9 protein-coding genes are annotated in these 12,923 nt (G+C 74.6%); 7 read left to right on the top strand and 2 right to left on the bottom strand.

Annotated features, from left to right (window positions below):
- Positions 1–113 precede the first annotated feature (113 nt).
- From E5225_RS14660 to E5225_RS14630, 7 genes are all read left to right on the top strand, one after another.
- Positions 114–1,346, top strand: coding sequence for a sensor histidine kinase (locus tag E5225_RS14660; RefSeq protein ID WP_135973896.1), 1,233 nt, complete (start codon positions 114–116; stop codon positions 1,344–1,346).
- A complete protein-coding gene (locus E5225_RS14655; RefSeq protein WP_135973912.1) occupies positions 1,346–2,077 on the top strand; it encodes a response regulator in 732 nt (243 codons plus the stop codon). Before E5225_RS14660 ends, E5225_RS14655 begins: the two co-directional genes overlap by 1 nt.
- Before the next feature lie 261 nt (positions 2,078–2,338).
- Entirely contained in the window at positions 2,339–6,571 is a 4,233-nt protein-coding gene (locus E5225_RS14650) for an endo-1,4-beta-xylanase (RefSeq protein ID WP_167306023.1), read from the top strand.
- A 199-nt stretch (positions 6,572–6,770) separates the two neighbouring features.
- Complete coding sequence (gene nadC, locus E5225_RS14645) at positions 6,771–7,691, top strand: carboxylating nicotinate-nucleotide diphosphorylase (RefSeq protein WP_135973898.1); 921 nt, start codon at positions 6,771–6,773, stop codon at positions 7,689–7,691.
- Between the two features lie 91 nt (positions 7,692–7,782).
- The gene (gene lysS, locus E5225_RS14640; protein WP_135973899.1) at positions 7,783–9,294 is read left to right on the top strand and encodes a lysine--tRNA ligase; all 1,512 of its coding nucleotides are present in this window, start codon (positions 7,783–7,785) and stop codon (positions 9,292–9,294) included.
- Between the two features lie 19 nt (positions 9,295–9,313).
- Positions 9,314–9,493 (top strand): hypothetical protein, encoded by a 180-nt coding sequence (locus tag E5225_RS14635; protein WP_135973900.1) that lies wholly within the window; start codon positions 9,314–9,316, stop codon positions 9,491–9,493.
- 88 nt (positions 9,494–9,581) lie between these two features.
- Entirely contained in the window at positions 9,582–9,938 is a 357-nt protein-coding gene (locus tag E5225_RS14630; RefSeq protein WP_135973901.1) for a histone-like nucleoid-structuring protein Lsr2, read from the top strand.
- 89 nt (positions 9,939–10,027) lie between these two features.
- Here E5225_RS14630 and E5225_RS14625 read toward each other — a convergent pair whose 3' ends face one another.
- The gene (locus E5225_RS14625; protein ID WP_135973902.1) at positions 10,028–11,461 is read right to left on the bottom strand and encodes a xylulokinase; all 1,434 of its coding nucleotides are present in this window, start codon (positions 11,459–11,461) and stop codon (positions 10,028–10,030) included.
- 179 nt (positions 11,462–11,640) lie between these two features.
- Complete coding sequence (xylA, locus tag E5225_RS14620; protein WP_135973903.1) at positions 11,641–12,831, bottom strand: xylose isomerase; 1,191 nt, start codon at positions 12,829–12,831, stop codon at positions 11,641–11,643.
- Positions 12,832–12,923: the final 92 nt, after the last annotated feature.

Below are 12,923 nucleotides of genomic sequence, written 5' to 3'. Positions count from 1 at the left end.
GGCGCACCCGCGGTCCGTCCTCCGCGGAGCGTCACCACCTCCCCCCGGCGGGGGAGACGTCGCGTCCGCCGGTCCGATCCGGTGCACGCGGTGCCGTCCCTAGGCTCCGGGACATGCCCCCTCCCGCACCCGTCCCCCCGCGCCTCGGCCCGTGGTCGCGCACCTGGCGCTACCTCGTGGCGGGGGGCACCGGCCTCGTCGTCTGGTCCGTCGTCGTGCTGGACGCGTCGACCAACGCGCCCGAGCCCGGGTCCCTCGGCATCGGGCTGCTCGTCACCGCCGACCTCCTGATCGGGCTCGGCTCGCTCGCGCTGCTGCCGCTGCGCCGGCAGGTGCCCGTCGTGGTGGCGGTGCTGCTCGTCGCGGCGACGTCCGTGTCGACCTTCGCGGTCGGGCCGGCCGCCCTCGCGCTCGTCTCGCTCGCCACGCGCCGCCGGTGGCGCGAGCTGCTGCCCGTCGGCGGCGTCTGGCTCCTGGGCTCGGTCGCCAACGAGATGCTGAACGCGACCGTGGTCCGCGACGAGCGGGTCGGCGTGATGCTGCTGCCGGCGCTGGGGCTGTCCGCGCTCGTCTGGGGGCTGCTGGTCGCGATCGGCTTCTACGTCGGCACGCGCCGCGAGCTCGTCCGCTCGCTGGAGGAGCGTGCCCTGGTCGCGGAGGCGGCGCAGGAGTCCCGCGCCGAGCAGGCGCGCGCCGCCGAGCGGACGCGGATCGCCCGCGAGATGCACGACGTCCTCGCGCACCGGATCTCGCTCGTCGCGCTGCAGGCCGGCGGCCTCGCGTTCCGCGACGACCTGAGCCGCGACGAGGTCCGCGCCGCCGCGGAGACGGTCCGCGACGGAGCGCACCGCGCCCTCGAGGAGCTGCGCGAGGTGCTGGGCGTGCTGCGCGCCGACGCGCCCGCCGCGACGGAGGAGGAGCCGCCGCAGCCGACGCTCGACGAGCTGCCCGCGCTGCTCGCGGACGTCGACGAGGCGGGCGCGCCCGTGACGCTCGACGTCTCGGCCCTGCCCGGTGCGACGCGCACGTCGCTCTCCGGCGTCCCCGCGTCGGTGTCGCGCACGGCCTTCCGGCTGCTGCAGGAGGCGCTGACGAACGCGCAGAAGCACGCGCCGGGGGCGCCGGTCGCGGTGCGCCTCGCGGGTGAGCCCGGCGGGCGGCTGGAGCTCACGGTCGTCAACGACGCGGCGCCCGTGGGCGTCCACGCGGGGTCCCGGGTGCCCGGGGCGGGGCTGGGGCTGGTGGGCGCCCGCGAGCGGGCGACCCTCGCCGGCGGCGGCCTCGAGCACGGGCCCGACGCGGCCGGCCGGTTCGTCGTGAGAGCGTGGCTGCCGTGGTCGGCGTGATGGGATCGGGAGCGGGTGCGGCGGTGCCGGACGGGGGCGCGCCGGCGGGGTCGGGCGGCGGCCCGGGTGCGGTGCCGGGGCCGGTGCGGGTCGTCGTCGTGGACGACGACGCGCTCGTGCGCGCCGGCCTGCGCCTGATCCTCGGCGGCGATCCGGGGCTCTCGGTGGTCGGCGAGTGCGCGGACGGCCAGGAGGCCGTGGCGGAGGTGCTGCGGCTGCGTCCCGACGTCGTCCTCATGGACGTGCGCATGCCGCGCGTCGACGGACTGACGGCGCTGCGCACGCTGCGCGCGCGGGGCTCGGCCGCCCGCGTCGTCGTCCTGACGACCTTCGACGCCGACGAGCTGGTGCTCCGCGCGCTCCGCGAGGGCGCCGCGGGGTTCCTGCTCAAGGACACGCCGCCCGCGCAGCTCGTCGACGCGGTGCGCCGCGTGGCGGCGGGGGAGCCGGCGCTGTCCCCGACGGTGACGGCGCAGCTCATCGCGTCGGTGGCCCAGCCGCAGGACGCGGGTCGGCGGGTGGCGGCGCGGCGGCTGCTCGCGGGGCTGACCCCGCGCGAGCGCGACGTCGCGCTGGCCGTGGCGGAGGGGTTGTCCAACACGGAGATCGCCGCGCAGCTCCACCTGGGCCTGGCGACGGTGAAGACGCACGTGGGGCACCTGTACGCGAAGCTCGGCGCCGCGAACCGGGTGCAGGTGGCGCGCGTGGTGCACGACGCGGGCCGGCCCTGACGGCGGCCCGCCGCACCGCCGCGGAGACGTGGGACGACCGATAATTTCGGTCACGATCGCGCAACAGCGAGCGGGCGAACCTTCCGCTGGACGCTAGTTCAGCCCATGATCATGACGTACTTTGCAGTCTCACTGCCGTCATTGCGCAAGGGAGCGTCGATGCGTCGCACACGTAGGCCCCGTCGAGGTCGCGAAACTATCGGGATCGGAGCACTGGTCGTCGGCAGCCTCGTCGTCGCCCCGCTCCTGGGATCCCTCGTGGTGGGCGCGGCGAACGCTGCCGACCCCGTCGTCGTGCTGGAGGCGGACTTCGACGACGGCACGCTGGGTGACCTGCAGCAGAGCGGCACGCCCACGCTCGAGCACGTCGCCGAGGGTGCCGGCCAGGCCCTGAGCATCTCGACGCGTGCGAACACGTGGGACTCGGTCCAGTCGGCCACCGGCGTCCTCGAGGCGGGGGTCGAGTACGCGTTCTCCGCGCGGATCCGCCTGGTGGACGAGGCGGCCGACTCGGTCGGGCGCTTCACGCTGTACGACGGCGCCTACACGCCGGTCGGCGCCACGGCCGTGAGCACGACCGCGTGGACGACGATCACCGGTGCCTACACGGTCCCCGCCGGTGTCGACGCCGGCACGGTGAAGCTGGCCCTCGAGGCCGGACCGTGGGACGGGTCCCTCAAGCCGTCGTTCCTGCTCGACGACGTCCTCGTCACCCGCACGGCCCCCGACGGTGAGGAGCCCGACCCCGACGTCGTCCCGGGCGGCGCCGTGAACCCCACGGCCACCCCCGTCACCGCCGCGCGCGGCACGGGCGACGTCGCGGCGCTCACGTTCGACGACGGCCCCAACCCGGGGGAGACGGCGGACCTCCTCGACTTCCTCGCCGAGAACGAGCTGCCCGCGACGTTCTGCGTCATCGGCCAGAACATCGAGGCGCCGGGCGGCGCGGAGCTGCTCCAGCGGATGGTCCGCGAGGGCCACACGCTCTGCAACCACTCCACCGGCTACGACGACATGGGCTCCTGGACGGCGGAGCAGGTGCGCGCCGACCTCGTGGAGAACCTCGCGATCATCCGCGAGGCGCTCGGCGACCCGGACGCCCCGGTGCCGTACTTCCGCGCGCCCAACGGCTCGTGGGGCGCGACCCCGGCGGTCGCCGTCTCGCTCGGCATGCAGCCGCTCGGGGTGGTCAACACGATCAACGACTGGGCCACGCAGGACGAGGCCGTGCTCACGGCCAACCTCCGCACGGCCATGCAGGCCGGCCAGCTCGTGCTCGTGCACGACGGCGGCGGCGACCGCGCGGCCTCCGTCGCGGCGACGCGCACGGTCGTCACCGAGCGGCTGGCCGACGGCTGGACGTTCACGCTGCCGCAGGGCGGCGCGGCCGAGGCCCCGACCGGCGCCTCGATCGTGGCGGACTTCGAGGACGGCACCCTCCAGGGCTGGTCGGCACGCGCCGACGGTGCGGGGACGCCGACCGTCGAGGTCGTCGAGCCCGGTCGCGAGAGCGACCACGCGGCGCGGGTCAGCGGCCGCACGTCGCAGGGCCAGGGCATCCAGGTCCCCGTCGCGGGGGTCCTCGTGCCCGGCACGAGCTACGACCTCGAGGCGTGGGTGAGGTTCGAGGGCACGCCGGGCGACATGACGCTCAGCGCCCACACCCGCACCGGCGAGACGGACGGCTACAGCAACCTGGTCCAGCTCACGGGCCTGACCACCGAGTGGACGCGCGTGACGGGCCGGTTCACGGTCCCGACGGGCGTGCAGGAGGTCTACCTCGAGACCACCTGGGTCAGCAGCACCGACCCGGGCAACACCTCGACGTTCCTCGTCGACGACATCTCCATCACCGCCACGGCCCCGGGCACGGTGCAGGACCTGCCGCCGCTCAAGGGCACGGTCGACTTCCCGCTCGGCGTGGCCATCGACAGCCGCGAGACCGTCGGTTCGGCCGCGGAGCTCACCGAGCGGCACTTCGACCAGCTCACGCCCGAGAACCACATGAAGCCCGAGGCCTGGTACGCGGGCACGACGTTCACCCCGCACCCCGAGGCGGACGCGATCATGCGGTACGCGCAGGAGAACGACCTGCGCGTGTACGGGCACGTGCTCGCGTGGCACGCCCAGACGCCGGCCTGGTTCTTCCAGGACGCCGCCGGGCAGCCGCTCGCCGCGGACGCGGCCGGCCAGCAGGTGCTGCGCGACCGGCTCCGCACGCACGTGTTCGACATCGCGGAGTACATGGCGGCGGAGTACGGCCTCTTCGGGTCGGACACCAACCCGCTCGTCGCCTGGGACGTGGTCAACGAGGTCATCTCGGACGGCTCCGAGTTCGCCGACGGCATGCGCCGCAGCGAGTGGTACCGGATCCTCGGCGAGGAGTTCGTCGACCTGGCGTTCCAGTACGCCGACGAGGCGTTCAACGACGAGTACGCGGCGCCCGGCGTCGAGCGTCCCGTCACCCTGTTCATCAACGACTACAACACCGAGCAGGCCGGCAAGCAGCAGCGGTACTACGACCTGGTCCAGCGGCTGCTGGCTCGTGGCGTCCCGGTCGACGGCGTGGGCCACCAGTTCCACGTCAGCCTGGCGATGCCGGTCTCCACGCTCGACGACGCGCTCGAGCGGTTCTCCGGGCTCGGCCTCACGCAGGCCGTCACGGAGCTCGACGTCACCACCGGCACGCCCGAGAGCCAGGCCCGGTTCATCGAGCAGGGCTACTACTACCGCGACGCGTTCCGGATCTTCCGCGAGCACACCGACGAGCTGTTCTCGGTCACGGTGTGGGGTCTGACGGACGCACGCAGCTGGCGCGACGCGTCGGGCGGGCCGCTGCTGTTCGACGACGACCTGTCGGCCAAGCCGGCCTACTACGGCGCCGCCGACGCGGAGCTGCCCGCGCGACTGCGCACGGCGGACGTGTTCGCCGGCGACGTGCCCCTCGACGGGGACGCCACGTCCGCCGACGAGTGGGACCGGCTGCGCCTGCACGCGATCGACGACGTGGCCGCGTTCCAGCTCCGCTGGGCCGCCGACCACCTCACCGCGTACGTCACGGTGGCGGACGCGACCGTGCAGGACGGCGACGCGGTGACGTTCGTCGTCGGTGACGAGGAGTACACGTTCGGGCGGGACGGCGAGGGCGACGTCGACGGCGTCGTCACCGAGTCGGGCGACGGCTGGTCGGCCGTCGTCCACCTGCCGCTCGTCGACGCCGCCGAGGGCGACACCGTCGACTTCGACCTGCGCGTCACGGACGGGTCGACCACGACGGGCTGGAACACGCCCGGCGCGGTCGGCACCCTCTCGCTCGTCGAGGCGCTGTCCTACCTCGAGGTCGTCGAGACCGGCACCGCGCCGGACGTCGACGGCGAGGTGGACGAGGCCTGGTCTGCGGCGGGTGTGGTCGCCACCGAGAAGCAGGTCGAGGGCACGGGCGGCGCGGTCGCCCAGGTCCGCACCCTGTGGCGCGGCAACCTCCTGTACGTGCTCGCCGACGTGGCCGACCCGGTGGTCGACGTGACCGGGTCCGACCCGTGGGTGCAGGACTCGGTCGAGATCTACGTCGACCCGGGCAACTACAAGAGCGCGGCCTACCGGTACGACGACACGCAGATCCGCATCAGCGCGGACAACGTGGTCTCGTTCGGCACCGGCGACACCGCGTTCCAGGAGAGCCGCCTGCAGTCGGCCGTGGTCCGCACGGACGGCGGCTACCGCGTCGAGGCGGCGATCAGCCTGCTCGGCGAGGCCGGTCTCGGCACGTTCCACGGCCTGGACTTCCAGGTCAACGACGCCACCGCGGGCGCACGTCAGTCGATCCGCAACTGGGCCGACCCCACGGGCGCCGGATACCAGACCCCGTCCCGCTGGGGCGTGGGGCAGCTGGTGGCGGCCGAGGAGGAGCCGGAGCCGACGCCGACCCCGACGCCGACCCCGACGCCGACGGACGAGCCGACGGCGACCCCGACCGTCGACCCGACGGCCCCGCCGACGACCGGGCCCACGGCGCCGCCGACGAACCCGTCCGTCGGGAAGCCGTCGATCGTGGCCGACCCGGCGCGGGTGCGCGCCGGTGGGCGGGTCGACGTCCGTCTGGCCGGCTTCGAGGCCGGCCAGCGGGTCGCCGTCTCGCTGGGCGCCGGGGCCACGGCCCGCGGCGGCGCGGGCGTCGGCGCGGCTGCTGCCGCGACGGCGCCGGTCGGCAGCACCGTGCTCGGCACGGTGACGACGGCGGCGGACGGCACGGCCACCGTGACGGTGACGGTGCCGGCCCGCACGGCGGCCGGCGTGTACGTCCTGCAGGCGTCGACCGACCGCACGGTGCTCGCGAGCACCACGCTGACGGTGCTGGCCGCGCAGGCGTCGGCCGGGGGCGGCCTGGCCGTCACCGGTGCCGGGCTCGGGCTCGGCGTGCTCGCCGTGCTCGTGCTGACGGCGGGCGTCGTGCTCGTCGTCGCCCGCAGGCGGGGGCTGCTCACGCGGCCCTGACAGCGTGACCCGGCCGGGACGCATCCCGGCCGGGTCGCGGTGCGGACCGCCGGCGCATGGCCGGTCCGCACCTCGACGAGCCCCACGGGCGGTCCCCCCCGGCTGCCCGTGGGGCTCGGTCGCGCCCGGGACCGGGCGGGTGGACCGTGCGGCTGGACCGTGCGCGGGCGCGCCGCGTCCACGCGCTAGCGTGCCGCCCGTGACGACGCCGACCGACCCCCGCCTGCCCGGTGACCCGGGACCCGACGCCGTGGCGGTGGCCCGCGTCGTGGCCGCCGCCCTCGACGAGGACCTGGGCGCCGCGCCGGGGCGCGACGTGACGACGCAGGCGACGGTCGACGCGGCGGCGCGGGGGACCGCGGACCTGGCGGCCCGTGCCGACGGCGTGGTCGCCGGCCTCGTCGTCGTGCCGGACGTGCTCGCGCAGGTGGCGGACCGCCTCCGCCTGCCCCGCCCGACGGTCACCTGGCTCGTCCCGGACGGCACCGCGGTGCGCGCGGGCGACGTCGTCGCGCGCCTCGACGGCCCCGTGCAGGTGCTCCTCGTCGCCGAGCGGACGCTGCTCAACCTCGTGAGCCGGGCGTCCGGCGTGGCGACCCACACGCGGCGCTGGGCGGACGCGCTGACGGGCACGGGCGCGCAGGTGCTCGACACGCGCAAGACGACGCCCGGGCTGCGCGCCCTCGAGAAGTACGCCGTGCGCTGCGGCGGCGGCACCAACAAGCGCATGGGCCTGCACGACGTCGCGATGGTCAAGGACAACCACGTGGTGGCCGCCGGGTCGGTCGCGGGCGCCGTCGCGGCGGTGCGGGCCGCGTTCCCCGACGTCGCGGTGCAGGTGGAGGTCGACCGGCCGGAGCAGGCCGACGAGGCCCTCGACGCCGGTGCGGACTTCCTGCTGCTCGACAACATGGACGACGCGACGCTGCGCGACACGGTCGCCCGGGTCCGGGCGCGCGCGGCGGCCACCGGCCACGTCGACCTCGAGGCGACGGGCAACCTCACGCTCGACCGCGCGGCCGCGGTCGCCGCGACGGGCGTCGACTTCCTCTCCGTCGGCGCGCTCACCCACTCGTCGCCGATCCTGGACGTGGCGCTGGACCTGCACGCCGGCGCCTGACCCGTCCGCGGGACGGCGGCGCCGCCGTGACGTCCCGCACGTGCGTCGCCGGGCGCCCGGGAGGCCCCCGGCGCGACCGTAGGATTGCGCGGTGACCGCCACGCCCACGGTGCCCGCCGACGACGTCCCCGAGCAGATCCAGGTCCGCCGCGCCAAGCGCGAGCGGCTCCTGGCGGCGGGCGTCGCGCCGTACCCGGTCGGGGTGCCGCGCACGCACACGATCGAGGGCGTCCGCGCCGCGCACCCGGACCTCGAGCCGGGCACCGAGACGGACGACGTCGTGGGCCTCGCAGGCCGCGTCGTGTTCCTGCGCGTCACCGGCCGCCTCGCGTTCGCGACGCTGCAGGACGGGGCGGGCAACCGCCTCCAGGCGATGCTCAGCGAGAAGGAGGTCGGCGCGGAGGCGCTGGCCGCGTTCAAGGCGGACGTCGACCTCGGGGACCACGTGTTCGTGCACGGCCGTGTGGTTGCGTCCCGCCGCGGCGAGCTCAGCGTCATGGCGGACGAGTGGCGCATGGCCGCGAAGGCGATCCGGCCCCTGCCCAACCTCTACGACGGTGCCGAGCTGTCGGAGGAGGCCCGCGTGCGGCAGCGGTATGTCGACCTGATCGTGCGGCCGGCTGCGCGGGACATGGTGCGGCTGCGGGCCGCGGTCGTGCGTTCCGTGCGCGAGAACTTCTGGCGCCGCGGCTATCTCGAGGTCGAGACCCCCATGCTGCAGGTGCGCCCCGAGGGTGCCGCGGCGCGCCAGTTCGAGACGCACATGAACGCGTTCGACATCGACCTGTACCTGCGGATCGCACCCGAGCTGTTCCTCAAGCGCGCGGCGGTCGGCGGCGTCGAGAAGGTCTTCGAGATCAACCGCAACTTCCGCAACGAGGGCGTCGACGCGACGCATTCCCCGGAGTTCGCCATGCTCGAGGCCTACGAGGCCTACGGCGACTACGACACGATGGCGGCGCTCACCCGCGACCTCGTGCAGACGGCCGCGCAGGACGCGCTCGGGACCACCGTGGTGACGCTCGCCGACGGGTCCGCGTACGACCTCGGGGGCGACTGGACGGAGCTGACGATGTACGGCTCGCTGTCCGAGGCGCTCGGCGAGGAGATCACGCACGACACGTCGGACGAGCACCTCTCGGAGCTGCTGGAGAAGGCCGAGATCGAGCTCGCGCCCGCCCGCCGCAATCACGGCAAGATGGTCGAGGAGCTGTGGGAGCACCACGTCGGCTCGACGCTGTGGGCGCCGACGTTCGTGCGCGACTTCCCCGTCGAGACGTCCCCGCTCACGCGCGACCACCGCACCGAGCGCGGCCTGGTCGAGAAGTGGGACCTGTACGTGCGCGGCATGGAGCTCGCCACGGCGTACTCCGAGCTCGTGGACCCCGTGGTCCAGCGGGAGCGCTTCGAGGCGCAGGCGCTGCTGGCCGCGCGCGGCGACGACGAGGCGATGCGCGTCGACGAGGACTTCCTGGCCGCGATGGAGCACGCCATGCCGCCGTCCGGCGGCATGGGCATGGGCATCGACCGGCTGCTCATCGCCATGACAGGTCACGGCATCCGTGACACGATCCTTTTCCCGCTCGTGAAGCCGCAGGCGTGATGCAGTCATTGTGGCGGAGGTGACCATGGACAACTGGGGCGGCGTTCTCGCCGCATTGCTGCCGTCGATCGGTGTCGGCGTGATCTTCTGGTTCGCGATGCGTGCCATCGTGAACGCGGACCGCGCAGAACGTCAGGCGCTGGCGCAGATGGACGGCGAGAGCGGGTCGGCGACCGTCGACCGCGCGGCGGATTCCTGAGAGATTTCCAGCAGCGTTTGACGCGCCGGAATGACGAGTGTCACGCTGTGACGGTCAGCACGACTCACATTGTTCTCAGGAGTACTTCATGGCGCAGAAGGTTCAGGTCCTGCTCGTCGACGACGTCGACGGCGGCACGGCCGACGAGACCGTCACGTTCGGGCTCGACGGCGTGACCTACGAGATCGACCTGACGACCGAGAACGCCGCCAAGCTCCGCGACGCCCTCGGCACGTGGGTCGGTCACGCGCGCCGCGTGGGCGGACGCTCCTCCTCCGGCCGCTCGTCGGGCCGCTCGTCCTCCGCCGGCTCGTCCTCCTCGCGCGCGGCGCGGGCGAACGAGGCGCAGGAGATCCGCGAGTGGGCCAAGTCGAACGGCTACCAGGTCTCCGAGCGCGGCCGCATCTCGGCCGAGGTGAAGCAGGCGTACGACGACGCGCACTGAGCGCGCCGCACCGTCGCGCACCGCGACGTGACGAGGGCCCGGCACCGCACAGGTGCCGGGCCCTCGCCCGTGCGTCGTGACGCGGGGCGTCAGGACGCGCGGTCGACCGTGAGCTCGCGCGCGGCCGCGTACTGCGCCCGCACGTGCGGCTCGGCGGGGGCGCGGACGACCTCGGCGTCCGTGGCCGCCGACCACGCGGGTGCGGCGTCCGTGCCGGAGAGCACCCACGCCGCCTGCCGTGCGGCGCCGTCGGCGACGTACTCGCCGGGCGTCGGCACGTGCACGTCGAGCCCGAGGACCGTCGGTGCGATCCGGCGGACCGCCTCGGACTGCGCCCCGCCGCCGATGAGGAACAGCCGCTCGACGGGCACGCCGACGTCGCGCAGGGCGTCGATGCCGTCGGCCAGCGAGCAGAGCATGCCCTCGACCGCGGCGCGGGCGAGGTGCGCGGGCGTGGTGTTCGTCAGGCGCATGCCGTGCAGGGCGCCGGTCGCGTCGGGCTTGTTCGGCGTGCGCTCGCCCTCGAGGTACGGGACGTGCACGAGGCCGTCGGCGCCGGCGGGCGCCGACAGCGCGAGCGCGGACAGCCCGGCGTGGTCGACGCCGAGGATGCGCCGGGCCGCGTCGAGGACGCGCGACGCGTTGAGCGTGCACGCGAGCGGCAGGTACGCACCGGTCGCGTCGGCGAAGCCGGTGACGAGGCCGGAGCCGTCCGCCGTCGGGGCCTTCGCCACGGCGGACACGACACCGGACGTGCCGATCGACACCGCCACGTCGCCGGGCTGCAGACCCAGCGCGAGCGCGGCGCCCGCGTTGTCGCCGGCGCCCGGGGCGAGCACCGCTCCGCCGCCGGCCAGCCGCGGGCCCGCCTCCCGCGGGCCGAGCACGCGCGGCAGGCGCGGCACGGAGCCGAGGGCGCGCTCGAGCAGGTCGAGGCGGTAGTCCTCGGTGAACGGGGACCAGTAGCCCGTGCCCGACGCGTCGGACCGGTCGGTGACGAGGCCCTCCCAGCCCGCCCCGGCGAGGCCGCCGGCGAGCTTCCACGTCAGCCAGTCGTGGGGGAGCGCGACGGCCGCGACGCGGGCCGCGTTCTCGGGCTCGGCGTCGCGCAGCCACCGCAGCTTCGTGACGGTGAGGGACGCGACGGGCACCGACCCGATCGCCGACGCCCACGCCTGCGCGCCGGCCACGACGTCGCCGTCGCCGAGCTCGGCGATCAGGTCGCGGGCCGCACCCGCCGACCGGGTGTCGTTCCACAGCAGCGCGTCGCGGACGACCTCGCCGTCCGCGTCGAGCGCCACCATGCCGTGCTGCTGGCCGCCGACGGCCACCGCGGCCACGTCGTCGAGGCCGCCGGCCTGCGCGACGGCCTCCTGCAGCGCGTCCCACCAGGCCGCGGGTGCGACCTCGGTGCCGTCGGGGTGCGACGCACGACCCTGCCGCACGAGCGCGCCGGTCTCTGCGTCGCGCACCACCACCTTGCACGACTGCGTGGACGAGTCCACACCTGCCACGAGCGTCATCGCCTGTGCTCCTCCGCGAGCTGGCCCGCGGCGGTCGGCCGCGGGTCGGGTGTCCGGGCGGGGAAGGGGGGCGCGCCCCGCGTCGCCCGGACGGGGCGCGGGGGCGGGGACGGCGACGCCCGCCGGAGCGCCCCGGTCGTGCAGGGGGGCTCCGGCGGGCGTGCCGGACGTGCGGTCGGTCAGCCGCGGGCGCCGAGCGCGTGCTCGAGCGCGAGCTGGTTGAGGCGCACGAAGCCGAAGCCGCGCTCACCGACGGCGTCGGCGTCGAAGTCCTCGAACGCCGAGCGGTCGTTCAGCAGGTCGGCGACCGTCTCGCCCTCGGCGAGCGTGGGCTCGGCGAGCGACAGGACGCCGGCGGCCTCGAGGGCCTCCTGGACCTCGGGGTCGGCGCGGAACGCGAGCGCCCGCTCCTTGAGCAGGATGTACGTCGACATGTTCGCCGCCGCCGAGTCCCACACGCCCTGGAAGTCCTCGGTGCGCGAGGGCTTGTAGTCGAAGTGGATCGGGCCGTCGTAGCGCGGGCCGCCGCTGGGGAAGCCGTTCTCCAGCAGGTCGACCGTGGCGAACGCCGAGAACAGGTCGCCGTGGCCGAACACGAGGTCCTGGTCGTACTTGATGGACCGCTGCCCGTTGAGGTCGATGTGGAAGAGCTTGCCCTGCCACAGTGCCTGCGCGATGCCGGTGGTGAAGTTCAGGCCCGCCATCTGCTCGTGCCCGACCTCGGGGTTGAGCCCGACGATGTCGGCGTGCTCGAGCGTCGAGATCAGGGCGATCGCGTGCCCGATCGTCGGCAGGAGGATGTCGCCGCGGGGCTCGTTGGGCTTGGGCTCGAGCGCGATGCGCAGGCCGTAGCCCTTCTCCTTGATGTACGCGGCGACGGTGTCGATGCCCTCGGCGTAGCGGTCGTGCGCGGCGTTGAGGTCCTTGGCCGAGTCGTACTCGGCGCCCTCGCGGCCGCCCCACATGACGAACGTGTCGGCGCCCAGGTCGGCGGCGAGGTCGACGTTGCGGAGCACCTTGCGCAGGCCGAAGCGGCGCACGCGGCGGTCGTTCGACGTGAACGCGCCGTCCTTGAACACCGGGTGGCTGAAGGTGTTCGTGGTGACCATCTCGACCGTGATGCCGGTCTCGGCCAGGGCGCCCTTGAAGCGCTCGAGGATCTTGTCGCGCTCCGAGTCGGACGAGCCGAACGGCACGACGTCGTCGTCGTGGAACGTCACGTGCGCGGCGCCGAGCTCGGCGAGCTTGTGCACGGCCTCGACCGGGTCGAGCCAGGAGCGCGTGTTGGACCCGAACTGGTCCTGCGCGTTCCAGCCGACGGTCCAGAGACCGAAGGAGAACTTGTCGTCAGGGGTGGGCTTGCGAACCATGGGCACATCTCCACGTCGAGCGGTCGGGTCCGCCCGGCGACAGCGCCCGACGGATTTGTTCTCGCGATGAATTTATCCATGGAACTGGGCTA

Origin of the sequence: Cellulomonas shaoxiangyii, from assembly GCF_004798685.1 — a bacterium.
In the GTDB taxonomy this organism is placed as follows: domain Bacteria; phylum Actinomycetota; class Actinomycetes; order Actinomycetales; family Cellulomonadaceae; genus Cellulomonas; species Cellulomonas shaoxiangyii.
The sequence above is the reverse complement of the archived record's forward strand: the minus strand, read 5'-3'. Positions and strand labels throughout refer to the sequence as shown.

Bases quoted from the DNA above. Each gene is read 5' to 3' on its own strand.
- E5225_RS14655 (WP_135973912.1), top strand. From the start codon at position 1,346: ATGGGATCGGGAGCGGGTGCGGCGGTGCCGGACGGGGGCGCGCCGGCG.
- E5225_RS14625 (WP_135973902.1), bottom strand. From the start codon at position 11,461: ATGACGCTCGTGGCAGGTGTGGACTCGTCCACGCAGTCGTGCAAGGTG.
- xylA (WP_135973903.1), bottom strand. From the start codon at position 12,831: ATGGTTCGCAAGCCCACCCCTGACGACAAGTTCTCCTTCGGTCTCTGG.
- E5225_RS14660 (WP_135973896.1), top strand. From the start codon at position 114: ATGCCCCCTCCCGCACCCGTCCCCCCGCGCCTCGGCCCGTGGTCGCGC.
- E5225_RS14630 (WP_135973901.1), top strand. From the start codon at position 9,582: ATGGCGCAGAAGGTTCAGGTCCTGCTCGTCGACGACGTCGACGGCGGC.